Annotated in this window: 19 protein-coding genes; 3 read left to right on the top strand and 16 right to left on the bottom strand. The window is 58.5% G+C overall.

Annotated elements, in window-relative coordinates:
* Positions 1-12: 12 nt before the first annotated feature.
* Together mutS and fdxA are read left to right on the top strand one after the other, a co-directional pair.
* The gene (gene mutS, locus QFX16_RS06140; protein WP_283183222.1) at positions 13-2,592 is read left to right on the top strand and encodes a DNA mismatch repair protein MutS; all 2,580 of its coding nucleotides are present in this window, start codon (positions 13-15) and stop codon (positions 2,590-2,592) included.
* Positions 2,593-2,734: 142 nt separating this feature from the next.
* The gene (gene fdxA, locus QFX16_RS06135) at positions 2,735-3,058 is read left to right on the top strand and encodes a ferredoxin FdxA (protein WP_283183221.1); all 324 of its coding nucleotides are present in this window, start codon (positions 2,735-2,737) and stop codon (positions 3,056-3,058) included.
* Between the two features lie 484 nt (positions 3,059-3,542).
* On the opposite strand, the gene rpoS is transcribed toward fdxA, so the two are convergent.
* From rpoS to QFX16_RS06095, 8 genes are all read right to left on the bottom strand, one after another.
* Entirely contained in the window at positions 3,543-4,550 is a 1,008-nt protein-coding gene (rpoS, locus tag QFX16_RS06130; RefSeq protein WP_054047143.1) for an RNA polymerase sigma factor RpoS, read from the bottom strand.
* 105 nt (positions 4,551-4,655) lie between these two features.
* Complete coding sequence (locus QFX16_RS06125; protein ID WP_283183220.1) at positions 4,656-5,513, bottom strand: peptidoglycan DD-metalloendopeptidase family protein; 858 nt, start codon at positions 5,511-5,513, stop codon at positions 4,656-4,658.
* A 211-nt stretch (positions 5,514-5,724) separates the two neighbouring features.
* Positions 5,725-6,360: a protein-L-isoaspartate(D-aspartate) O-methyltransferase gene (locus QFX16_RS06120; RefSeq protein WP_177327881.1), complete on the bottom strand. Its 636-nt coding sequence runs from the start codon at positions 6,358-6,360 to the stop codon at positions 5,725-5,727.
* Between the two features lie 41 nt (positions 6,361-6,401).
* Positions 6,402-7,151, bottom strand: a complete 750-nt coding sequence (gene surE, locus QFX16_RS06115) for a 5'/3'-nucleotidase SurE (RefSeq protein WP_283183219.1) — start codon at positions 7,149-7,151, stop codon at positions 6,402-6,404.
* Positions 7,139-8,197 carry a tRNA pseudouridine(13) synthase TruD gene (gene truD / locus QFX16_RS06110; protein WP_283183218.1) on the bottom strand — a complete coding sequence of 353 codons (1,059 nt, stop codon included), beginning with the start codon at positions 8,195-8,197 and terminating at the stop codon, positions 7,139-7,141. The genes surE and truD overlap by 13 nt, the downstream gene beginning before the upstream one ends.
* Positions 8,194-8,667, bottom strand: a complete 474-nt coding sequence (gene ispF / locus QFX16_RS06105; RefSeq protein ID WP_010462780.1) for a 2-C-methyl-D-erythritol 2,4-cyclodiphosphate synthase — start codon at positions 8,665-8,667, stop codon at positions 8,194-8,196. Before ispF ends, truD begins: the two co-directional genes overlap by 4 nt.
* A 43-nt stretch (positions 8,668-8,710) precedes the next feature.
* Complete coding sequence (gene fghA / locus QFX16_RS06100) at positions 8,711-9,556, bottom strand: S-formylglutathione hydrolase (RefSeq protein ID WP_283183217.1); 846 nt, start codon at positions 9,554-9,556, stop codon at positions 8,711-8,713.
* Between the two features lie 8 nt (positions 9,557-9,564).
* Positions 9,565-10,677, bottom strand: a complete 1,113-nt coding sequence (locus QFX16_RS06095; protein WP_129441645.1) for an S-(hydroxymethyl)glutathione dehydrogenase/class III alcohol dehydrogenase — start codon at positions 10,675-10,677, stop codon at positions 9,565-9,567.
* 107 nt (positions 10,678-10,784) lie between these two features.
* On the opposite strand from QFX16_RS06095, the gene QFX16_RS06090 reads away from it, so the two are divergent.
* Positions 10,785-11,681: a LysR family transcriptional regulator gene (locus QFX16_RS06090; protein WP_283183216.1), complete on the top strand. Its 897-nt coding sequence runs from the start codon at positions 10,785-10,787 to the stop codon at positions 11,679-11,681.
* Here the strand turns inward: QFX16_RS06090 and ispD are convergent.
* The 8 genes from ispD to dnaE form a co-directional block, all read right to left on the bottom strand.
* On the bottom strand, positions 11,678-12,385 hold the full coding sequence (gene ispD, locus QFX16_RS06085) for a 2-C-methyl-D-erythritol 4-phosphate cytidylyltransferase (protein WP_283183215.1): 708 nt from the start codon (positions 12,383-12,385) through the stop codon (positions 11,678-11,680). The genes QFX16_RS06090 and ispD overlap by 4 nt on opposite strands.
* Complete coding sequence (gene ftsB / locus QFX16_RS06080) at positions 12,382-12,660, bottom strand: cell division protein FtsB (RefSeq protein ID WP_008028992.1); 279 nt, start codon at positions 12,658-12,660, stop codon at positions 12,382-12,384. Before ftsB ends, ispD begins: the two co-directional genes overlap by 4 nt.
* A 171-nt stretch (positions 12,661-12,831) precedes the next feature.
* Complete coding sequence (gene eno, locus QFX16_RS06075; RefSeq protein ID WP_008154033.1) at positions 12,832-14,121, bottom strand: phosphopyruvate hydratase; 1,290 nt, start codon at positions 14,119-14,121, stop codon at positions 12,832-12,834.
* Between the two features lie 156 nt (positions 14,122-14,277).
* Complete coding sequence (gene kdsA, locus QFX16_RS06070; RefSeq protein ID WP_046054578.1) at positions 14,278-15,123, bottom strand: 3-deoxy-8-phosphooctulonate synthase; 846 nt, start codon at positions 15,121-15,123, stop codon at positions 14,278-14,280.
* A 5-nt stretch (positions 15,124-15,128) separates the two neighbouring features.
* A complete protein-coding gene (gene pyrG, locus QFX16_RS06065; RefSeq protein ID WP_283183214.1) occupies positions 15,129-16,760 on the bottom strand; it encodes a CTP synthase in 1,632 nt (543 codons plus the stop codon).
* Positions 16,761-17,034: 274 nt separating this feature from the next.
* Positions 17,035-18,363 (bottom strand): tRNA lysidine(34) synthetase TilS, encoded by a 1,329-nt coding sequence (gene tilS / locus QFX16_RS06060; protein WP_283183213.1) that lies wholly within the window; start codon positions 18,361-18,363, stop codon positions 17,035-17,037.
* A gap of 152 nt (positions 18,364-18,515) precedes the next feature.
* Entirely contained in the window at positions 18,516-19,463 is a 948-nt protein-coding gene (locus tag QFX16_RS06055; RefSeq protein WP_008154040.1) for an acetyl-CoA carboxylase carboxyltransferase subunit alpha, read from the bottom strand.
* 150 nt (positions 19,464-19,613) lie between these two features.
* Complete coding sequence (gene dnaE / locus QFX16_RS06050; RefSeq protein ID WP_283183212.1) at positions 19,614-23,135, bottom strand: DNA polymerase III subunit alpha; 3,522 nt, start codon at positions 23,133-23,135, stop codon at positions 19,614-19,616.
* Positions 23,136-23,248 lie beyond the last annotated feature (113 nt).

Raw genomic sequence — 23,248 nt, 5'->3', positions numbered from 1 at the left:
CCTGATTATCCGATGAATAAAGCGCTCTCCGATCTGTCCTCCCACACGCCGATGATGCAGCAGTACTGGCGCCTGAAAAACCAGCACCCAGACCAGCTGATGTTCTACCGCATGGGCGACTTCTACGAGATCTTCTATGAAGACGCGAAGAAGGCCGCCAAATTGCTGGACATCACCCTGACCGCCCGTGGGCAGTCGGCGGGTCAGGCGATTCCGATGTGTGGGATTCCTTACCACGCCGCGGAAGGCTACCTGGCGAAACTGGTCAAGCTCGGCGAGTCGGTGGTGATTTGTGAGCAGGTCGGCGACCCGGCGACCAGCAAGGGCCCGGTGGATCGTCAGGTGGTGCGGATCATCACGCCGGGCACGGTGAGTGATGAAGCGTTGCTGGATGAGCGTCGGGATAACCTGATTGCTGCCGTCCTGGGGGATGAGCGTCTGTTCGGTCTGGCGGTGCTGGACATCACCAGCGGCAACTTCACCGTGCTGGAAATCAAAGGCTGGGAAAACCTGCTGGCAGAACTGGAGCGCGTCAATCCGGTAGAGCTGATGATCCCGGATGACTGGCCGAAGGATCTGCCGGCGGAGAAACGTCGTGGGGTTCGTCGCCGTGCGCCGTGGGATTTCGAACGTGATTCGGCACTGAAGAGTCTCTGCCAACAATTCTCCACCCAGGACCTGAAAGGTTTTGGCTGCGAGAACCTGACCTTGGCCATCGGCGCCGCGGGTTGCCTGCTCAGCTACGCCAAGGAAACCCAGCGCACCGCCCTGCCCCATTTGCGCAGCCTGCGTCATGAACGCCTGGACGACACCGTGGTGCTGGACGGCGCGAGCCGTCGCAACCTGGAACTGGACACTAACCTGGCTGGCGGTCGCGACAACACGTTGCAATCTGTGGTCGATCGCTGCCAGACCGCCATGGGCAGCCGTCTGCTGACCCGCTGGCTGAACCGTCCGCTGCGGGATCTGACCGTATTGCTGGCGCGCCAGACCTCGATCACCTGCCTGCTCGACGGTTACCGCTTCGAGAAACTGCAACCGCAGCTCAAGGAAATCGGCGACATCGAGCGAATCCTGGCGCGGATCGGCCTGCGCAATGCCCGTCCTCGTGACCTGGCTCGCCTACGCGATGCGCTCGGAGCATTGCCTGAGTTGCAAGTGGCGATGACTGAGCTGGAAGCTCCGCACATCATTCAACTGGCGAAGACCACCAGCACCTACCCGGAACTGGCGGCCCTGCTGGAAAAAGCCATTATTGACAACCCGCCCGCGGTGATCCGTGACGGCGGCGTGTTGAAAACCGGTTACGACGCCGAACTGGACGATTTGCAATCGCTCAGCGAAAACGCCGGGCAGTTCCTGATCGACCTCGAAGCACGCGAGAAGGCCCGTACCGGTCTGTCGCATCTGAAAGTCGGTTACAACCGCATTCATGGCTACTTCATCGAGTTGCCAAGCAAGCAGGCTGAGTCGGCGCCGGCAGACTATATCCGTCGCCAGACGTTGAAAGGCGCCGAGCGCTTCATTACGCCGGAACTGAAGGCGTTCGAAGACAAGGCCCTGTCAGCGAAGAGCCGCGCCCTGGCGCGCGAGAAGATGCTCTACGAAGCACTGCTTGAAGATTTGATCGCCCAGTTGCCACCGCTGCAAGACACCGCCGCGGCACTGGCTGAGCTGGACGTGTTGAGCAACCTTGCCGAACGTGCGCTGAACCTCGATCTGAACTGCCCGCGCTTCGTCAGTGAGCCGTGCATGCGCATCAGCCAGGGTCGTCACCCGGTGGTCGAGCAAGTGCTGACCACGCCGTTCGTGGCCAACGACCTGAGCCTCGACGACAACACCCGTATGCTGGTGATCACCGGTCCGAACATGGGTGGTAAATCCACCTACATGCGCCAGACCGCTCTGATCGTGCTGCTGGCACACATCGGCAGCTTCGTACCGGCAGCGAGTTGCGAGTTGTCTCTGGTGGACCGGATCTTTACCCGGATCGGTTCCAGCGATGACCTGGCCGGCGGGCGCTCGACCTTCATGGTCGAAATGAGCGAAACCGCGAACATATTGCACAACGCCACCGAGCGCAGCCTGGTGCTAATGGACGAAGTCGGTCGTGGCACCAGCACCTTTGACGGTTTGTCCCTGGCGTGGGCGGCGGCCGAACGCCTGGCCCATCTGCGGGCTTACACGCTGTTCGCCACCCACTACTTCGAGCTGACGGTGCTACCGGAGGCACAACCGCTGGTGGCCAACGTTCACCTTAATGCCACCGAGCACAACGAACGCATCGTGTTCCTGCACCACGTGCTGCCAGGGCCTGCCAGCCAGAGCTACGGCCTTGCGGTTGCACAGTTGGCCGGTGTGCCGAGCGAAGTGATCGTGCGCGCTCGCGAACACTTGGGCCGGCTGGAAGCGGCCGCCCTGCCTCATGAAGTTCCCAAGACTGCCAAAGGCAAACCGGCGGCGCCGCAGCAGAGCGACATGTTCGCCAGCCTGCCGCATCCGGTGCTGGATGATCTGGCCAAACTTGATCTGGACGACATGACGCCGCGTCGGGCGCTCGAAATGCTCTATACACTAAAGACACGGATCTAACGCACTCGCCTGCAAGCTGTTAGAATCTCGCGCGGTTTGGGATGCTGCTGGCTTATAGCCTGACCAGCAGACTATCGCTCCCAAACCTGGCGACCCCAACGTGAAGGGGCTCCGCTGCCGCCGCCTGAGGAGAAAATTAGAAATGACCTTCGTCGTCACCGACAACTGCATCAAGTGCAAGTACACCGACTGCGTAGAAGTCTGTCCGGTGGACTGCTTTTACGAAGGCCCGAACTTCCTGGTGATTCACCCGGATGAGTGCATCGACTGCGCACTGTGCGAACCAGAATGCCCTGCCGTGGCCATCTTCTCCGAAGATGAAGTCCCGGAAGACATGCAGGAGTTTATTCAGCTGAACGTTGAGCTGGCGGAAATCTGGCCCAACATCACCGAGAAGAAAGAATCCTTGCCCAATGCCGAAGAGTGGGATGGCGTCAAAGGCAAGATCAAAGACCTCGAACGCTGATTACCCCCGCGTTCTCGAAAAGGCCCCTCGCGGGCCTTTTTGCTTTTCTGCAGGCAAAAAAAGGGGCGGTTTGACCCGCCCACATTTTTTCCCTATTCCCTGTGTTCCTTTTCATCGTCCTGATGAATCGCTTCCTGCGATGTCCTTTCCCCCTCATCCTTGAAGGGTGTGTCTGTCCGTCGACACAGTTCAGATACTAGAGAGTTCCCTACCAAGAGCAATCGCCTCCATTAGCTGAAACTGACTGTCACAAGCTATTAATCTTAAAAAATAAGCATATAAATCAATCAGTTAATCATATCTCACGTAGGAATATGTACGGCTGCTACCCATGGAATTAGCGAACACTTACGAAAGAGTAAGCAAACACTTACAGCGAGAGACTACAAACCAGAGGGATTACGGAGGGAACTCCCAGCCCGTCTCCCAGGCAATAAAAAACCCCGAACCAGTCAGGGCTTTTTAATGCCAGCCAGCAAATTACTTATTGAAACAACGACTCGCTCGACAGGCCATTCTTCTCGAGAATCTCCCGAAGACGCTTCAGGCCTTCAACCTGAATCTGTCTGACCCGCTCCCGAGTCAGGCCAATCTCCAGGCCTACATCTTCAAGCGTGCTGCTCTCGTGACCGCGCAGGCCGAAGCGGCGTATCACCACTTCGCGTTGCTTGTCGGTCAGCTCCGAGAGCCATTGATCGATGCTCTGGGACAGGTCGTCATCCTGCAACAGTTCACATGGATCGGTTGGGCGGTCATCGGTAAGGGTGTCCAGCAGGGTTTTATCCGAATCCGGACCCAGCGAGACGTCGACCGAAGAAACCCGCTCGTTCAGGCCGAGCATGCGCTTGACCTCGCCCACTGGTTTTTCCAGCAGGTTGGCAATTTCTTCGGGTGAGGGTTCGTGATCGAGTTTTTGCGTCAGCTCCCGTGCAGCCCGCAGGTACACGTTGAGCTCTTTGACCACATGAATCGGCAACCGGATGGTCCGGGTCTGATTCATGATCGCGCGCTCGATGGTCTGACGAATCCACCAGGTCGCGTAGGTTGAAAAGCGGAAGCCGCGTTCGGGGTCGAACTTCTCTACCGCCCGGATGAGCCCGAGGTTGCCCTCTTCGATCAGGTCCAGCAGCGACAGACCCCGATTGACGTAACGCCGGGCGATTTTCACCACCAGCCGCAGGTTACTTTCAATCATGCGTTTGCGCCCGGCCGGATCTCCACTTTGCGACAAGCGCGCAAAATGAACTTCTTCTTCGGGGGACAACAGAGGGGAAAAGCCAATCTCATTGAGGTACAGCTGCGTGGCATCGAGTGCACGCGTGTAGTCAATGTACTTGTGTTGCTTTAACGAGGCGGAGTGTTTGGATTTGGCACGAACGGAAGGTGGAGCAGCCCCTTCATCATTCGACATCGAATCCGTAGCGATGCCGGTCTCCATCAGGAGAACCTCATCGTCGATGTCAAACTCCGGCACTTCTTTACTGAGAGCCATTGTTATAGTCCTTTGGTGAGTTCGACCTCAGGCTCAAGCGGCGCCTATATCCTTGGCAACGCTGGAGCCTGTTCCCTCTACGCGACGGAACAGGCTGGAAAGCGATCAACGACGTGGCAGGAATTGCAGCGGATCTACAGGTTTACCTTGTCGGCGAATCTCAAAATGCAGCTTCACCCGGTCTGTACCCGTTGACCCCATTTCGGCAATTGTCTGTCCGACCTTGACCTGCTGCCCCTCCCGAACTAACAGCCTGCGGTTATGTCCGTAGGCACTGACGTAGGTATCGCTGTGTTTGATGATGACTAATTCGCCGTAGCCCCTTAAGCCACTCCCGGCGTATACCACCGTCCCATCAGACGCAGCTAAAACAGGCTGTCCCAAATCCCCGGCGATATCAATTCCTTTATTCAAACTGCCGTTTGAAGAGAATTTACCAATGAGAATGCCATTAGATGGCCATCCCCAGCCGGTCGGGGCCGGACCGGCAGGAGGCATCGGAGCAGGGGTCGGCTTGCTGGCGACGGACGGTGCAACCACTGCTGTGCTCGTGGTTGCGCCATTCGCCTGGCGCCGGATAACCGTGGTTTTCAGCGACGAAGAAGGCGTTGAATCGGCGGAGCTGACCACCGGTGTCGGCGTTGAACCGGTGCGACCGTCAAAGCGAATCGTCTGACCCGGATGGATCGTATAAGGCGTAGGAATGTTGTTGCGTGCCGCGAGGGCTTTGTAGTCCCAGCCGTAGCGAAAGGCAATGGAGAACAAGGTGTCTTTAGGTCGGACGACGTATTGACCCGTGGTCACTGCCGGACGCTGGGCGACGGCGTTGTTGCGATCGACGACGCGTACATCGCTCGATTTATTGCTGGAGCACCCGACTAGCAAGGTGCTCAAGACAAGGCCAGTCACCAGGCGCTGAAAGCTCGTTTTACCCATTCGCTGCGCAATGACTGTGAGACTCACCCGCCGCTCCCTTTGTGGTGGCTGAAAATGTGGATTGCCGTGTACCGGCATTGAAATGTCGCAAGTATAACGAGCCGTGCAGGCTTTACCTTTAATGAAGCGTAATGGCTTCGCGCACACGTTTGCTGCCTGACGATGATCCCGTTTAACTGATCGATCCCGCTGTAAGACAGGAGCAATCGAAGAGAATTCAGCGCCCTGAAACAAATGCTCAGGCAAGTGGCCCATTGAGCAACGGGACGAAGCGAACAGCCCCCAGAACACGCCTGGAAAAGCCCTGCTCTTCCCGGATGATCAGCATCAATTGTTGAACCTCACCCGATCCGACCGGGATCACCAGCCGCCCTCCCGGCGCCAATTGATCAAGCAGCGCCTGAGGTACATCGGTCGCCACCGCAGTCACGATAATGCCGTTGTAAGGCGCCAGCGCCGGCCACCCTTCCCAACCATCGCCCCAGCGGAACACCACGTTGCGCAGGTTCAGCTCCACCAGGCGTTCCTTGGCCCGGTCCTGCAGAACCTTGATGCGCTCGACGGAAAATACCCGCTCGACCAGTTGCGACAGCACCGCCGTCTGATAGCCCGAGCCGGTGCCGATTTCCATCACCTTGTCGAGAGGACCTGCCTCCAGCAGCAACTCGCTCATGCGAGCCACCATATAAGGCTGCGAGATGGTCTGGTTATTGCCGATCGGTAGCGCCGTGTCTTCGTAGGCGCGGTGAGCCAGCGCCTCGTCGACGAACAGGTGACGCGGTGTACGGCGAATGACTTCCAGCACCTTGGCGTTGCAAATTCCCTCTTCATACAGGCGCTGAATAAGGCGCTCACGGGTCCGTTGTGAGGTCATCCCGATGCCACGACGCAGAATATCGTCTTGTTCACGAGCCATTAGTTGAGCCCCTCCAGCCAGCCATCGAGACTTCTGAAGGCATCATTAAAGGTGCGATCCAGTTGCAGTGGGGTGATTGAAACATAGCCTTGCATCACCGCATGAAAATCGGTGCCCGGGCCGCCGTCTTCGGCATCCCCTGCCGCCGCAATCCAGTAACCGGATTTACCGCGCGGATCGACCATTTTCATCGGCGCTGCAGCACGTGCTCGATGTCCGAGGCGGGTCAGCTGAATACCGCGGATGTGGTCCAGCGGCAAATTGGGAATGTTCACGTTCAGTACCGTACGCGGTGGCAGTTCAAGGTCCGCGTGAGCCTCTACCAGTTTGCGCGCAAAGTACGCTGCTGTGGGAAGGTTCTCCACTTGCCGTGAGACCAACGAAAAGGCAAACGAAGGACGCGCCAGGAAACGTCCCTCAAGGGCCGCCGCCACAGTGCCGGAATACAACACGTCATCACCCAGGTTGGCGCCCAGGTTGATCCCCGAAACCACCATGTCCGGCTCGCGTTCCAGCAAGCCATTGAGGCCCAGGTGCACGCAATCGGTCGGTGTGCCATTGAGGCTGATAAAGCCGTTGGCCAGGGTTTGCGGGTGTAACGGACGGTCGAGCGTCAGCGAGCTGCTGGCGCCGCTTTTGTCTTGGTCCGGGGCGATAACCACGCATTCGGTGTAATCCGCCAGCGCAGCATAAAGCGCGGCGAGACCGGGTGCGGTTACCCCATCGTCGTTAGAAATCAGAATACGCATGGGCTGTCCGTCTGCCCCACCGGCACCAGATCAACGAGCTCGCGCACCAATACGGTGGCGAAGCATCCGGCCGGGAGGACGAATTCCAGTTGCAGAATGTCAGGCTCGGGATAATGCCACGTCAACCCATCAATGGGCAGCCGCAGGATGCGACGTTCGTGGCTCATACCGGCGTTAATCAACCAATCACGCAAGTCCGCTTCGCGAGTGGCGATTGCCTGCTCCAGTTCATGGACAGCGCCAGTGGCCGGCGAGTCACCTTCGCCCCACTGCGGACCGGTCGGGTGCAGATCGAGAATTGCCAGACGCGGGTCGCTGCACTCGGCAACACCTGCCGGAAAAAAGCTGCGACTGTCGGTGAAGGCCAGCAGATCGCCAACCTGGGCACGCTGCCAGCTGCCATCGGCGACACGCGCCGCCAACACCTGATTAAACAGAAAACTGCGCGCCGTCGAGAGCAGACGCGAACGCACGTTGCGCTGCTCCGGCAAGGCTTTGCGAGCAGCCCACGCACGGGCATCGACCACGTTACCGCCGTCAAACCCAAAACGCTGGGCGCCGAAATAATTGGGAATACCTTGCTTGGCGATCAGTTGCAGACGCTCCTCGATCGCCGCTTTGTCGCCAGCGAATTGCGTCAGTCGCAACGTGAAGCCATTGGCCGAATGAGCACCGCGTTGCAGCTTGCGTTTGTGCCGGCCGGTCTTGAGGATCTTCAGCGTATCGTTTTCCGCCGCCGACAGATCAGGGTCGGCCTTTCCCGGCAGCTGCACGCTGAACCACTGGCGAGTCAGCGCCTGACGATCCTTGAGCCCCGCATAACTGACAGTGCGCAATGGCACGCCCGCCGCCTTGGCGATTCGCCGTGCCGCTTCTTCGGTATTCAGACCGCGCTTTTCCACCCAGATCCACAAGTGTTCGCCGTCGCCACTGAGGGGGATATTGAGGACTTCATCGACCTGAAAATCTTCCGCCGTGGCTTTCAGTACCGCGGTGCCGAGGGCTTGGCCATAGGCCCGCGGGCCGAGCAATTGCAGTTCGTTCATGCGCGCAGCAACAAGGCAACGGAGTGCACGGCAATGCCTTCTTCGCGACCGACAAAGCCGAGCTTTTCGGTGGTGGTAGCTTTCACGTTCACTTGATCCAACTCAACTTGAAGATCCGCGGCAATCAGCGCGCGCATCGATTCGATATGCGGGGCCATTTTCGGCGCCTGGGCGACGATGGTGTTATCGACGTTGCCGACTTTCCAGCCCTTGGCGTGGATCAGTGCGACGACATGACGCAACAGCACCCGGCTGTCGGCGCCCTTGAATGTCGGGTCGGTGTCCGGAAAATGTTTGCCGATATCACCCAGCGCAGCGGCGCCGAGCAAGGCATCGCTCAAGGCGTGCAGCAGGACGTCACCGTCGGAGTGAGCGAGCAGCCCGAAGCCGTGTGCAATGCGCACGCCGCCCAGAGTAATGAAATCGCCTTCAGCGAAACGATGCACATCATAGCCGTGGCCAATACGCATAAAAAAACGCCCCGATTTTTGTCAGGGCGTGATTCTACCTGCATTAGACGCCTAGGGCGCGTCCATGATGTTGCAAGTGGTCGTCGATAAAACTGGCGATGAAGAAATAGCTATGGTCGTAGCCGGGTTGCAGGCGCAACGTCAGCGGATGACCGGCCAGTTTGGCGGCCTGTTGCAAGGCTTCAGGCTTGAGCTGGGTGGCCAGGAAATCGTCGCGATCACCTTGGTCGACCAACAACGGCAACTTCTCGTTTGCTTCGGCAATCAGGACGCAGGCATCCCACTCGCGCCATTTCGAACGATCTTCCCCCAGGTAGCGGGAAAAGGCCTTCTGCCCCCAAGGACAGTCCATCGGATTGTTGATCGGCGAGAACGCCGACACCGACTGATAACGCCCCGGATTACGCAACGCACAGACCAGCGCACCGTGGCCGCCCATGGAGTGACCACTGATGCCGCGCTTGTCCGACGCCGGGAAATGGGCTTCGACCAATGCGGGCAATTCCTGCACGACATAGTCATGCATCCGATAGTGCCGGGACCAGGGTTCCTGCGTGGCATTCAGATAAAATCCGGCACCGAGACCGAAGTCCCAGGCGCCATCCGGATCACCCGGCACATCGGGACCGCGAGGGCTGGTGTCCGGTGCAACGATGATCAGCCCAAGCTCGGCGGCCAAGCGCATGGCGCCGGCCTTTTGCATGAAGTTTTCGTCGGTGCAGGTCAGGCCGGACAACCAGTACAGCACCGGCAACTTGCCGCCCTGCTCCGCTTGCGGCGGCAGGTACACGGCAAACACCATGTCGCAGCCGAGCACATCGGAGCGGTGCCGATAGCGTTTGTGCCAGCCGCCGAAGCTTTTCTGGCAGGAGATATTTTCCAGGCTCATGACCGACCTCAGAAATGGATGACGGAACGGATGCTCTTGCCTTCATGCATCAGGTCGAACGCCTTGTTGATATCTTCCAGGCCCATGGTGTGGGTGATGAACGTATCCAGCGGGATTTCGCCGGTTTCAGCCATCTCGACATAGCTTGGCAACTCGGTACGGCCACGCACGCCGCCGAACGCCGAACCGCGCCAGACGCGACCGGTCACCAACTGGAATGGACGCGTGGCGATTTCCTGGCCAGCACCGGCGACGCCGATGATTACCGACTCGCCCCAACCCTTGTGGCAGCATTCAAGTGCGGCACGCATCAATTGCACGTTGCCGATGCATTCGAAGGAAAAGTCGACGCCGCCGTCGGTCATGTCAACGATGACTTCCTGGATGGGACGATCAAAATCTTTCGGGTTCACACAATCGGTTGCGCCCAACTGCTTGGCGATCTCGAATTTGGCCGGGTTGATGTCGATGGCGATGATCCGCGCAGCCTTGGCTTTGACGGCGCCGATCACCGCCGACAGACCGATGCCGCCGAGGCCGAAAATGGCGACGGTATCACCTGGTTTTACCTTGGCGGTATTAAGGACTGCACCGATGCCGGTGGTGACACCGCAGCCCAGCAGGCAGACTTTTTCCAGCGGCGCTTCTTTTGGAATTTTGGCGACGGAGATTTCCGGCAGCACGGTGTACTCGGAGAACGTCGACGTCCCCATGTAGTGGAAAATTGGTTGGCCCTTGTAGGAAAAGCGCGAAGTGCCATCCGGCATCAGGCCTTTACCCTGAGTCGCACGAATCGCCTGACACAGGTTGGTTTTGCCCGACAGACAGAATTTGCACTGGCGGCATTCCGGGGTGTACAGCGGGATCACATGATCGCCAACTGCGACGGAGGTCACGCCCTCACCAATCGCCTCAACCACCGCGCCACCTTCGTGACCGAGGATCGACGGGAAGATGCCTTCCGGGTCCGCGCCCGACAGCGTGTAGGCATCGGTATGACAAACACCGGAGGCAACCACTCGCAGCAGGACTTCACCGGCCTTGGGCATGGCGACATCGACTTCAACGATCTCGAGGGGTTTCTTGGCCTCGAAGGCAACGGCAGCGCGCGACTTGATCATGTGGGTTCTCCAGTGAATAAAAACGAGACAAGGAGTGTAATACACCGCCTGACGGTGAATAATCCGGACAAAAGCAAAACATTATTGCCATACAGGGATAATCCTTGATGTCCGAAAACCGCTGGGAAGGTATCGACGAGTTCGTCGCCGTGGCCGAGTGCAGCCAGTTCACGGCTGCCGCGGAACGCCTCGGAGTTTCCTCCTCCCACATCAGTCGACAAATAGTACGCCTCGAAGAGCGCCTTCAGACGCGACTGCTTTATCGCAGCACTCGCCGGGTCACGCTGACCGAAGCAGGGCAAACCTTTCTGCAACATTGCCAGCGCTTGCAAGATGGCCGCGAAGAAGCGCTGCGGGCGGTGGGTGACCTGACCAGCGAACCCAAAGGCATGCTGCGCATGACCTGCGCCGTGGCGTACGGCGAGCGATTCATCGTGCCGCTGGTGACGCGATTCATGGGGTTGTATCCGCAACTGCGCATCGACATCGAACTGAGCAACCGCCAACTCGACCTGGTCCATGAAGGCTTGGATCTGGCAATCCGCCTTGGCCGTCTGCAAGACTCACGCCTGGTGGCGACACGTCTGGCGCCACGACGCATGTACCTGTGCGCATCGCCGTCCTATCTGGAACGCTACGGCCGCCCGCATAGCTTGTCGGAACTCAGCCGCCACAACTGCCTCATCGGCGGCTCGGATATCTGGCAACTGGAACAGAACGGGCGGGAATTTTCCCAGCGAGTGCAGGGAAACTGGCGCTGCAATAGTGGGCAAGCAGTTTTGGATGCGGCCTTACAGGGTGTGGGTTTGTGCCAGCTGCCGGACTACTACGTGTTGGAGCATCTGAAAAACGGCGAATTGATTTCGCTGCTGGAAGCCCACCAACCGCCGAACACTGCCGTGTGGGCGCTTTATCCACAGCAACGGCATCTGTCACCCAAGGTGCGCAAGTTGGTGGATTACTTGAAGGAAGGATTGGCGCAAAGGCCAGAGTATGCAGCTTAGCGGCGGTTAGACCAGCGCTGGCGCAACCACTCAAGGTCTTCGGGGCGAGTTACTTTGAGGTTGTCGGACCGACCTTCGATCAAACGTGGCGCCAGGCCTGCCCACTCCATGGCCGAGGCTTCGTCGGTGATGACCGCATCGGCCACCAGACTGTCGGCCAACGCCCGATGCAATGCGCCAAGGCGAAACATCTGCGGCGTGTAGGCTTGCCAGATCACACTGCGATCCACGGTTTCGACCACACGACCTTGTTTGTCGACCCGTTTGAGAGTATCGCGTGCCGGAACCGCCAGCAGTCCACCGACCGGATCATCTGCGAGTTCACCCAGCAACTTGTCCAGATCATCACGGCTCAGATTCGGCCGCGCAGCATCGTGAACCAGCACCCATTCCTCATCGTCAGCGCCTTGCGCATGCAAATGCAGCAACGCATTGAGCACCGACCCGGAGCGCTCGGAGCCGCCTTCAACCCGCTGAATTCGCGGATCACTAGCACACGCCAGGTTCGGCCAGTAAGGATCATCAATAGCAAGACTGACCACCAACCCTTTCAGGGAAGGATGATCAAGGAAACAGCCGAGGCTGTGTTCGAGAATAGTGCGCCCGCCCAGTTGCAAGTATTGCTTGGGACGGTCCGCGGCCATACGGGCACCGACGCCCGCGGCAGGAATTACAGCCCAGAAGGCCGGTAACGAGGGATTCATTGAGCCAACTGGTAAAGGGTTTCACCGTCCTTGACCATGCCCAACTCATGACGAGCCCGCTCTTCAACGGTCTCCATGCCCTTTTTCAATTCACTGACTTCAGCGTCCATCACCCGATTGCGCTCAAGCAGCCCCTCGTTCTCAGCGTGTTGATCTGCGATCTGCTGAGTCAGTTCGGCCACTTGCGCCAGACTGCCATTACCCACCCACAGGCGGTATTGCAGGCCAGCCAGCAGCAGGAGCAAAACGAGGAACAACCAATTGGGACTGCGCATCGAATATCAGGTATCCAGTGAAAAAAGACAGCCATGCCAAAACTTTGAAGCTTCTGATAGCACGAAGCCTGGAAGACCCAGGCTTGTGCTTATAAGGCATCAGATTAGTGGCAAATCCATCGCTGTAGCGATTTTTCCGACACAATCCGGTGTCTTTTTACCAATTAACGATTAACCGCGGAATTCGCTGCGACCGTTGTACTTGGCTTTGCCATTCAACTGCTCTTCGATACGCAGCAGTTGGTTGTACTTGGAAACACGGTCCGAACGGCACAGGGAGCCGGTCTTGATCTGGCCAGCCGCGGTGCCCACAGCCAGGTCGGCAATGGTCGAATCTTCGGTTTCGCCGGAGCGGTGCGAGATCACGGCAGTGTAACCAGCGGCCTTGGCCATCTGGATGGCTTCCAGGGTTTCGGTCAGGGTGCCGATCTGGTTGAACTTGATCAGGATCGAGTTGGCGATCTTTTTATCGATGCCTTCTTTCAGGATCTTGGTGTTGGTCACGAACAGGTCGTCGCCCACCAACTGAGTTTTCTCGCCGATCTTGTCGGTGAGGATTTTCCAGCCAGCCCAGTCGGACTCGTCCAGACCGTCTTCGATCGAGATGATCGGGTAACGCTCGGTCAGGCCTTTCAGGTAGTCAGCGAAACCTTCAGCGGTGAACACCTGGCCTTCGCCGGACAGGTTGTATTTACCGTCTTCGTAGAATTCGCTGGCCGCGCAGTCCAGCGCCAGGGTCACGTCGGTGCCCAGCTTGTAACCGGCGTTGGCCACGGCTTCGGAGATCACTTTCAAAGCGTCTTCGTTGGAGGCCAGGTTCGGTGCGAAGCCACCTTCGTCGCCCACAGCAGTGCTCAGGCCACGGGCCTTCAGAACAGCTTTGAGGTGATGGAAAATCTCGGTGCCCATGCGCAGGCCTTCCGAGAAAGACTTGGCGCCGACTGGCTGAACCATGAATTCCTGGATGTCGACGTTGTTATCGGCGTGCTCGCCACCGTTGATGATGTTCATCATCGGAACCGGCATCGAGTAAACACCCGGGGTGCCGTTCAGGTTGGCGATGTGAGCGTACAGCGGCAGGTCCTGGTCCTGTGCGGCTGCCTTGGCGGCTGCCAGGGAAACGGCGAGGATCGCGTTGGCGCCCAGGGAACCTTTGTTTTCAGTACCGTCGAGCTTGATCATCGCGTGATCCAGCGCTTTCTGGTCGCTTGGGTCTGCACCTTTCAACAGGTCGCGGATCGGACCGTTGATGTTGGCGACGGCTTTGAGTACGCCCTTGCCCAGGTAACGGCTCTTGTCGCCATCACGCAGCTCGAGCGCTTCACGCGAGCCAGTGGAAGCACCGGACGGCGCGCAAGCACTGCCGATGATGCCGTTATCGAGAAGCACGTCCGCTTCCACGGTGGGGTTGCCACGGGAGTCGAGAACTTCACGACCTTTGATGTCGACGATTTTTGCCATTGTTGTAAACACTCCAAAGTTGACGAAAACGACGCAGCTGAAGGAAATCTTGTATCGCCGGCAAGTAATGTGCAGCGGGCAGACTTGCGGACGATAAGGCCCAGACCCGAGGGCCTGAGCATTAATTCGTGCGGTACTTTACCGGAGAAATGAGGATTACGCGGTTTCTACCGTCGGAAAACTCTTCACCAGTTCGTCCAAAGCTTTGAGCTGGGCCAGGAATGGCTCCAGTTTGTCCAGACGCAAGGCGCAAGGGCCGTCGCATTTGGCGTTGTCCGGGTCCGGGTGGGCCTCAAGGAACAGGCCGGCCAACGACTGGCTCATACCCGCTTTTGCCAGGTCGGTGACCTGGGCGCGGCGACCACCAGCGGAATCGGAGCGACCGCCGGGCATTTGCAGCGCGTGGGTCACGTCGAAGAACACCGGGTATTCGAACTGCTTCATGATGCCGAAGCCGAGCATGTCGACGACCAGGTTGTTGTAGCCGAAGCTCGATCCGCGTTCGCAGAGGATCAACTGATCGTTACCCGCTTCCACGCATTTGCTCAGGATGTGTTTCATTTCCTGAGGCGCGAGGAACTGGGCTTTCTTGATGTTGATCACCGCACCGGTCTTGGCCATCGCGACCACCAGGTCGGTCTGGCGCGACAAGAAGGCCGGCAGCTGGATGATGTCGCAGACTTCAGCGACGACCGCGGCCTGATCAGGCTCGTGGACGTCGGTGATGATCGGCACGCCAAACGCTTGCTTGATGTCCTGGAAAATCCGCATGCCCTCTTCCAGGCCGGGGCCACGGTAAGAGGTCACGGAGGAACGGTTGGCCTTGTCGAAGCTGGCCTTGAACACGTAAGGGATACCGAGTTTCTCGGTGACCTTTACGTATTCTTCGCAGACCTGCATCGCCATGTCGCGGCTTTCCAGCACGTTCATGCCACCGAAAAGCACCATTGGCTTGTCGTTGGCAATCTCGATATCGCCTACGCGGATGATCTTCTGGGCCATCGGATTTACGCCTTCTTCTGGTGTTGAACCAAAGCTGCTTTAACGAAACCGCTGAACAACGGGTGACCGTCGCGTGGTGTCGAGGTGAACTCAGGGTGGAACTGGCAAGCGACGAACCATGGGTGATCCGGGGCTTCAACCACTTCTACCAGGGCGCCATCACCGGAACGACCGGTAATTTTCAGACCGGCTTCCATGATTTGCGGCAGCAGGTTGTTGTTCACTTCGTAGCGGTGACGGTGACGCTCGACGATCACGTCCTTGGCGTAGCAATCGTGCACCAGGGAACCCGGTTCCAGCAGGCAATCCTGAGCGCCAAGGCGCATGGTGCCGCCCAGATCGGACGTTTCGGTACGGGTTTCGACGGCGCCGGTGGCATCTTCCCACTCGGTGATCAGACCCACGACCGGATGACCGCTGGCACGATCGAACTCGGTGGAGTTGGCGTCTTTCCAGCCCAGCACGTTACGAGCGAACTCGATCACGGCCACTTGCATGCCCAGGCAGATGCCCAGGTACGGAACCTTGTTTTCGCGAGCGTATTGAACGGCAGTGATCTTGCCTTCCACGCCACGCAGACCGAAGCCGCCAGGTACCAGAATCGCGTCGACACCTTCCAGCAGCGCAGTGCCCTGGTTTTCGATGTCTTCGGAGTCGATGTAGCGCAGGTTGACCTTGGTGCGGTTGCTGATGCCGGCGTGACTCATCGCTTCGATCAGCGACTTGTAGGCGTCCAGCAGTTCCATGTACTTGCCGACCATGGCGATGGTGACTTCATGCTCAGGGTTGAGCTTGGCGTCGACCACGGCTTCCCACTCGGACAGATCGGCGCCGCCACATTGCAGGCCGAAACGCTCGACGACGAAATCATCCAGGCCCTGGGCGTGCAGAATGCCCGGGATCTTGTAGATGGTGTCGGCGTCTTCCAGCGCAATCACCGCACGTTCTTCAACGTTGGTGAACTGAGCGATCTTGCGACGCGAGGAGATGTCGATCGGGTGATCGGAACGGCAGACCAGGACGTCTGGTTGCAGACCGATGGAACGCAGTTCCTTGACCGAGTGCTGAGTAGGCTTGGTTTTGGTTTCACCGGCAGTGGCGATGTACGGCACCAGTGTCAGGTGCATCAGCATTGCGCGCTTGGCGCCGACTTCGAAACGCAATTGACGGATCGCTTCGAGGAACGGCTGGGATTCGATGTCACCCACGGTGCCACCGATCTCGACCATGGCCACATCGGCATCGCCGGCGCCCTTGATGATCCGGCGCTTGATTTCGTCGGTGATGTGCGGGATCACCTGAATGGTGGCGCCCAGGTAATCACCACGGCGCTCTTTGCGCAGGACGTGTTCGTAGACACGGCCGGTGGTGAAGTTGTTGTTCTGGGTCATGGTCGTGCGGATGAACCGCTCGTAGTGGCCCAGGTCCAGGTCGGTCTCGGCGCCGTCGTGGGTGACGAACACTTCACCGTGCTGGAACGGGCTCATGGTGCCCGGGTCAACGTTGATGTACGGGTCCAGCTTCAGCATGGTGACCTTAAGTCCCCGCGCCTCCAGGATGGCCGCCAATGAAGCCGATGCGATGCCTTTCCCCAATGAAGAAACAACACCGCCCGTGACGAATATGTAGCGCGTCATGAAAAACCCTAGAAGTCTGCGTTAAAGCGGTCCGAGCCGCCGGGGAAAGCGAAGGAAGGCCGAAGCCCCCGATCACCTGCATTAATCACAGTGCACCTTTCAAAAAAACCGCCGCGTTGGGACAGACCGGAAGATGAAACACCGGTACGTTGCTCGCTACACATTTTTTGGAATCGCCCAGCAAAGACTGCTTGGTAATCGGCAACTCCTGCAATTCAGGCGAATCCACAGAAGTTGTATCAAGAAGGGAGCGTAGTCTACCGGAAAGCCCCTTTCAGCTCAAACCTAGATCTTCGTGCGGCGGCTGCCAATGTAAATTCCAACGGTCCTTTGCACTGCCGTCCAAGCCCCGCAGGTTGGCCACCGCCAGCAATTGCTCGCCGCGGTACAGCAGCGGCAATCTGCCACGGGCGAACGCCGGCACACCACGTTCATTGAGCAAACGCTTCAGATCGCGATGGCCGCGACCGGGCAAATTCATTACCTCACCTCCCTCACGATAGCGGATATGCAGCAGGCCATCGGGGATTTGGCCGGTGAGTGTGAGCACGCCGTTGTCCGGCAACACCAGCGATAGCGAGGGGTCGGGCCAGTTTCCGACGGCGGGCGGCGGGCGCAACCAGCTACCGGACAACCACCAGATGCGCCCACCCGCCCGATGCAGTTCGCCATCTGCCAGCCGCCAGATCGGACAGGCATCGCCGGTGGCATCACGTAAATTCTCCCAACCCGACCAATGGTCACTGTCCGGCAGTCGCGTCAGCGGTTCGAGCCAATGACTTAACGCATTACGCTGACGAGCAGCGGACAGCGTTTCCAATGCCCCCAGTTCCAGGGTCGGCAATCCCAGCCAATCAAAATCATTGGCAGTGCTGGCGCCAACCAGGTCGATTTGCGCAAGCTCGTCGAGCAATCCCTGCGCTTCGCTCAGGTGCGCAGCGCTGCGGGCCATGGTCGTTACCGCTTGCGGCCAGCGCTCGGTCAATACCGGGAACACCTGATGGCGCAGGTAATTACGCGAGAATTGCCGATCCTGGTTCGATGGGTCTTCGATCCAGCTCAGCCGATGCTCCGCCGCATAGGCCTCAAGCTCAGCCCGAGTGACATCGAGCAATGGCCGCAGCAGCCGCCCTTTACCGAGTGGGCGCTGGCGTGGCATCCCCGACAACCCCCTCACCCCTGCCCCACGCAACAGCCGAAACAACAACGTTTCCGCCTGATCGTCACGGTGCTGGGCGGTCATCAACACTTCATTGGCCTGAGTCGCCTCGATGAACGAGGCATATCGCGCATCCCGGGCGGCACGCTCAAGGCTGGCGCCGGGTTGAACCTGCACACGAACAACCTGCAGCGGCACACCCAGCGCATCACAGACCGACTGACAATGGTCCGGCCACGCATCAGCCACAGCCTGAAGGCCGTGATGAACATGGATGGCGCTTAGCGCCGGAAGGGATTCGGTTTTTGCGAGGTGTACGAGAAGGTGCAGCAGAACGGTGGAGTCGAGACCACCGGAGAAGGCGATGCGCCAGGTTGCGACGTTGCGCCAAGACTTGAGATTCAGCAAGAGCCTGGCAGGAAGATCAATCTTCGAAGGATTCATAGACGTCTGTCGCTTCACATAGACCCAATGTGGGAGCGAGCCTGCTCGCGAAGGCTGCTTAACATTCAACACATTTGTTGACTGTTATACCGCTTTCGCGAGCAGGCTCGCTCCCACAATGGTTTTGCGTCGTTTACCGAAGCAACGTCAGATCAGAGACCGTAGCTCATCAGACGCTCGTAACGGCGAGCCAACAGCGCTTCGTTATCGAACTTCTTCAACATCGCCAGCTGCGAGCTCAGCTCGGCACGGATCGATGCAGCCGCGGCAGCCGGATTACGGTGCGCGCCGCCCAAAGGCTCGCTGATTACTTTATCCACAATACCCAAGCCTTTGAGGCGCTCGGCAGTGATGCCCATGGCTTCAGCGGCGTCCGGTGCTTTTTCGGCGGTCTTCCACAGAATCGAAGCGCAACCTTCCGGCGAAATCACCGCGTAAGTCGAGTACTGCAACATGTTCAGTTGATCGCAAACGCCGATCGCCAGAGCACCACCGGAACCACCTTCACCGATCACGGTGGCGATGATTGGGGTCTTCAGGCGCGCCATGACGCGCAGGTTCCAGGCAATCGCTTCGCTCTGGTTGCGCTCTTCAGCGTCGATACCAGGGTAAGCACCCGGGGTGTCGATGAAGGTCAGGATCGGCATTTTGAAACGTTCGGCCATTTCCATCAGGCGGCACGCCTTGCGGTAGCCTTCCGGACGCGGCATGCCGAAGTTGCGGCGAACTTTCTCGCGCACTTCACGGCCTTTCTGGTGACCGATGATCATCACCGGCTGGTCGTCCAGACGGGCAATGCCGCCGACGATCGCAGCGTCGTCGGAGAAGTGACGGTCGCCGTGCAGTTCGTCGAACTCGGTGAAGATGTGTTCGATGTAGTCCAGGGTATACGGACGTTTCGGGTGACGCGCCAGACGCGCGATCTGCCAGCTGGTCAGCTTGCCGAAGATGTCTTCGGTCAGCGTGCTGCTTTTGTCCTGCAGGCGGGAGATCTCATCGCCGATATTCAGCGAATTGTCATTACCGACCAAGCGCAACTCTTCGATCTTGGCTTGCAGGTCGGCGATCGGCTGTTCGAAATCTAGAAAATTCGGGTTCATAGGCGTCCGTCTTGGGTCGACATCCAAGAGAGCTTGGGCCGGCCGGTTGTCTATTCGCGCCCTACCTTAAGGGAGAGGCGCGTTCAGGTCGAGATTAAAAATTGGGTCGAGATCAGAGCTGCTCCCTTTTGGAAGAGCGGCACCTGACCGTCAACGGTATTGGAGGAAGACGTTGTCTCGCCCGAACTGGTCACGCAGGGCTTGAATCAAGGCATCCGCCGGGTCGATCCGCCAGGTCTCGCCGAACTGCAGCAAGGCCTTCGCATCGGGACTGGTGTATTCCATGGTGATCGGGCACGCGCCACGGTGACGCTTGAACAACTCACCGAGCCAGCGTAGCTGATCGCCTTTCAAATCCTGGGTCTGCAGCTTCAAGCGCAGGCTTTCGGCCAGGTTGGTGCGCGCATCTTCCATGCTCATCACCCGCTTGACCCGCAGCCGCAAGCCACCGGAGAAATCGTCGTTGCTGACTTCGCCTTCGACCACCACCATCGCGTCGGTCTGCAACAGCGACTGCGCCGAATGGAATGCTTCGGCGAACAGCGACGCTTCGATCCGCCCGGAGCGGTCGTCGAGGGTAATGAAACCCATCTTGTCGCCCTTTTTGTTCTTCATGACTCGCAGGGCGATGATCATGCCCGCAACGGTCTGGGTATCACGGGCCGGTTTCAGGTCGATGATGCGCTGACGGGCGAAACGGCGGATCTCACCTTCGTATTCGTCGATCGGGTGACCGGTCAGGTACAGGCCCAGGGTGTCTTTCTCCCCTTTCAGGCGTTCCTTGAGGGTCAGTTCCTTGGCCTTGCGGTGATTGGCGTAGACATCGGCGTCTTCTTCAACGAACAGACCCCCAAACAGGTCGACATGACCACTGTCGTGGGTACGCGCGGTTTGTTCGGCCGCCTTGATCGCACCTTCCATCGCGTTCAGCAAGACCGCTCGGTTGCGGTCGATATTGGCCTGATAGGCTTTCTGCTCGTCATGGAAGTAAGGCCCCAGACGATCCAGCGCACCGCTACGGATCAATCCATCCAGGGTGCGCTTGTTGATACGTTTGAGATCGACACGGGCGCAGAAATCGAACAGATCCTTGAACGGACCTTCCTGACGCGCCTCGGTGATGGCTTCCACCGGACCTTCGCCCACACCTTTGATCGCGCCGAGGCCGTAAATAATTCGGCCTTCGTCATTCACCGTGAACTTGAACTCCGAAGTATTCACATCCGGCGCGTCGAGACGCAGCTTCATGGTGCGAATTTCTTCGATCAAGGTCACGACCTTGTCGGTGTTGTGCATATCCGCCGACAGTACCGCAGCCATGAATGGCGCCGGGTAGTGCGTTTTCAGCCAGGCGGTCTGGTATGACACCAGGCCATAAGCGGCGGAGTGGGATTTGTTGAAGCCGTAACCGGCAAATTTCTCTACCAGGTCGAAAATGTTACCGGCCAGGTCGGCGTCGATATTGTTGGTCTTGCAGCCGTCAATGAAACCGCCGCGCTGCTTGGCCATTTCTTCGGGTTTTTTCTTACCCATGGCTCGACGCAGCATGTCCGCGCCGCCAAGGGTGTAACCGGCCATGACCTGGGCAATCTGCATCACCTGTTCCTGATACAGGATGATGCCGTAAGTCGGTGCCAGAACCGGTTTGAGGCCTTCGTACTGGTAGTCCGAGTGCGGGTACGCGAGCTCGGCGCGACCGTGCTTACGGTTGATAAAGTCGTCCACCATGCCCGATTGCAACGGGCCCGGACGGAACAGGGCTACCAATGCGATCAAGTCTTCCAGGCAGTCGGGCTTGAGCTTTTTGATCAGCTCTTTCATGCCGCGCGACTCAAGCTGGAACACCGCGGTGGTTTCGGCTTTTTGCAGCAACTGGTAAGTCGGCTTGTCATCCAGCGGGATGAACGCGATATCCAGCGGCGGCTCATCGACCTTGGCGCGATCGCGGTTGATGGTTTTCAGCGCCCAGTCGATGACCGTCAGGGTCCGCAAACCGAGGAAGTCGAACTTCACCAGACCCGCCGCCTCAACGTCATCCTTGTCGAACTGGGTGACCAGACCATCACCGGCCTCATCGCAATAAATTGGCGAGAAGTCAGTCAGTTTGGTCGGGGCAATAACAACACCACCGGCGTGCTTACCGACGTTACGCACAACGCCTTCCAGCTTGCGGGCCATTTCCCAGATTTCCGCAGCTTCTTCATCGACCTTGATGAAGTCACGCAGGATCTCTTCCTGTTCGTAGGCCTTTTCCAAGGTCATGCCGACTTCGAACGGGATCATCTTCGACAGACGATCCGCCAAACCGTAGGACTTGCCCTGCACCCGCGCCACGTCGCGGACTACAGCCTTGGCCGCCATGGAACCGAAGGTGATGATCTGGCTTACCGCGTTGCGGCCGTATTTTTCGGCCACGTAGTCGATTACACGGTCACGACCGTCCATGCAGAAGTCGACGTCGAAGTCGGGCATGGATACCCGTTCAGGGTTAAGGAAGCGTTCGAACAGCAGGTCATATTCCAGCGGGTCGAGGTCGGTGATCTTCTGCACATAGGCCACCAGCGATCCGGCACCCGATCCACGGCCAGGGCCGACTGGCACGCCGTTGCTCTTGGCCCACTGGATAAAGTCCATAACGATCAGGAAGTAACCGGGGAACCCCATCTGGATGATGATATCCAGCTCGAAATTCAGCCGGTCGACGTAGACCTGACGCTTGGTTTCGTAGTCTTCGGTGGTGTCCTTGGGCAGCAGAACGCTGAGGCGATCTTCCAGACCATCGAAGGAAACCTTGCGAAAATACTCGTCGATGGTCATGCCATCGGGAATCGGGAAGTTGGGCAGGAAGTGAGTGCCCAGCTTCACTTCGATGTTGCAGCGTTTGGCAATCTCGACGGTGTTTTCCAGCGCTTCCGGAATGTCGCTGAACAGCTCGGCCATTTCCTCAGCGCTTTTGAGGTATTGCTGATCGCTGTAATTCTTCGAACGCCGCGGATCGTCGAGGGCGCGGCCCTCACCGATGCAAACGCGGGTTTCGTGAGCGGCAAAGTCTTCCTGCTTGATGAAGCGCACGTCGTTGGTCGCGACCAGCGGCGCACCGATTTTTGCAGCCAGGGCTACGGCACCGTGCAACTGTTCTTCGTCGTTGGGGCGGTTGGTGCGCTGGATTTCCAGGTAGAAGCGATCCGGGAACACGGCCATCCATTCGCGTGCCAGGTTTTCCGCTTCGGCCGGGTTGCCACTGAGCATGGCCAGGCCGATCTCGCCTTCCTTCGCCGCCGACAGCATGATCAGGCCTTCGCTGGCTTCGGCCACCCACTCACGCTCGATGATGACCGAGCCATTGCGCTGGCCGTCGATGAAGCCGCGAGAGATCAGTTCCGTGAGGTTGCGATAACCCACGGCGTTCATCGCCAGCAGGCTGATCCGGCTCAGAGCGTTATCCGGATCCTTGTTCGACAGCCACAGGTCGGCGCCGCAGATCGGCTTGATCCCGGCGCCCATGGCGGCTTTATAGAATTTGACCAGGGAACACATGTTGTTCTGGTCGGTGACCGCTACGGCAGGCATGTTCATGCCGACCAGGGTCTTGACCAGCGGTTTGATCCGCACCAGACCGTCGACCAGGGAATACTCAGTGTGCAGGCGTAGATGAACGAATGAAGCCGGCATAGTGATCCTGTCTAGAAACGTGAAGACAACAAGGCCCGGAAATCCGGCATTTAAAGCTACTACGCTTGGTAATCCAGCGTTGAACGGCAACTCGAAATGCTCATTGACTGACG

It is taken from the genome of Pseudomonas svalbardensis (genome assembly GCF_030053115.1).
In the GTDB taxonomy this organism is placed as follows: domain Bacteria; phylum Pseudomonadota; class Gammaproteobacteria; order Pseudomonadales; family Pseudomonadaceae; genus Aquipseudomonas; species Aquipseudomonas svalbardensis.
Note: the sequence above shows the minus strand (reverse complement) of the source record. Positions and strands in the feature narration are given on the sequence as shown.

Coding starts and splice junctions, on each gene's coding strand:
- QFX16_RS06120 (WP_177327881.1), bottom strand. CDS start 6,360: ATGACCTCACAACGGACCCGTGAGCGCCTTATTCAGCGCCTGTATGAA.
- rpoS (WP_054047143.1), bottom strand. CDS start 4,550: ATGGCTCTCAGTAAAGAAGTGCCGGAGTTTGACATCGACGATGAGGTT.
- fdxA (WP_283183221.1), top strand. CDS start 2,735: ATGACCTTCGTCGTCACCGACAACTGCATCAAGTGCAAGTACACCGAC.
- pyrG (WP_283183214.1), bottom strand. CDS start 16,760: ATGACGCGCTACATATTCGTCACGGGCGGTGTTGTTTCTTCATTGGGG.
- fghA (WP_283183217.1), bottom strand. CDS start 9,556: ATGAGCCTGGAAAATATCTCCTGCCAGAAAAGCTTCGGCGGCTGGCAC.
- ispF (WP_010462780.1), bottom strand. CDS start 8,667: ATGCGTATTGGCCACGGCTATGATGTGCATCGTTTCGCTGAAGGCGAT.
- ispD (WP_283183215.1), bottom strand. CDS start 12,385: ATGAATCCCTCGTTACCGGCCTTCTGGGCTGTAATTCCTGCCGCGGGC.
- tilS (WP_283183213.1), bottom strand. CDS start 18,363: ATGAATCCTTCGAAGATTGATCTTCCTGCCAGGCTCTTGCTGAATCTC.
- dnaE (WP_283183212.1), bottom strand. CDS start 23,135: ATGCCGGCTTCATTCGTTCATCTACGCCTGCACACTGAGTATTCCCTG.
- QFX16_RS06090 (WP_283183216.1), top strand. CDS start 10,785: ATGTCCGAAAACCGCTGGGAAGGTATCGACGAGTTCGTCGCCGTGGCC.
- truD (WP_283183218.1), bottom strand. CDS start 8,197: ATGAACGAACTGCAATTGCTCGGCCCGCGGGCCTATGGCCAAGCCCTC.
- surE (WP_283183219.1), bottom strand. CDS start 7,151: ATGCGTATTCTGATTTCTAACGACGATGGGGTAACCGCACCCGGTCTC.
- QFX16_RS06095 (WP_129441645.1), bottom strand. CDS start 10,677: ATGATCAAGTCGCGCGCTGCCGTTGCCTTCGAGGCCAAGAAACCCCTC.
- mutS (WP_283183222.1), top strand. CDS start 13: ATGAATAAAGCGCTCTCCGATCTGTCCTCCCACACGCCGATGATGCAG.
- eno (WP_008154033.1), bottom strand. CDS start 14,121: ATGGCAAAAATCGTCGACATCAAAGGTCGTGAAGTTCTCGACTCCCGT.
- kdsA (WP_046054578.1), bottom strand. CDS start 15,123: ATGGCCCAGAAGATCATCCGCGTAGGCGATATCGAGATTGCCAACGAC.
- QFX16_RS06055 (WP_008154040.1), bottom strand. CDS start 19,463: ATGAACCCGAATTTTCTAGATTTCGAACAGCCGATCGCCGACCTGCAA.
- ftsB (WP_008028992.1), bottom strand. CDS start 12,660: ATGCGCAGTCCCAATTGGTTGTTCCTCGTTTTGCTCCTGCTGCTGGCT.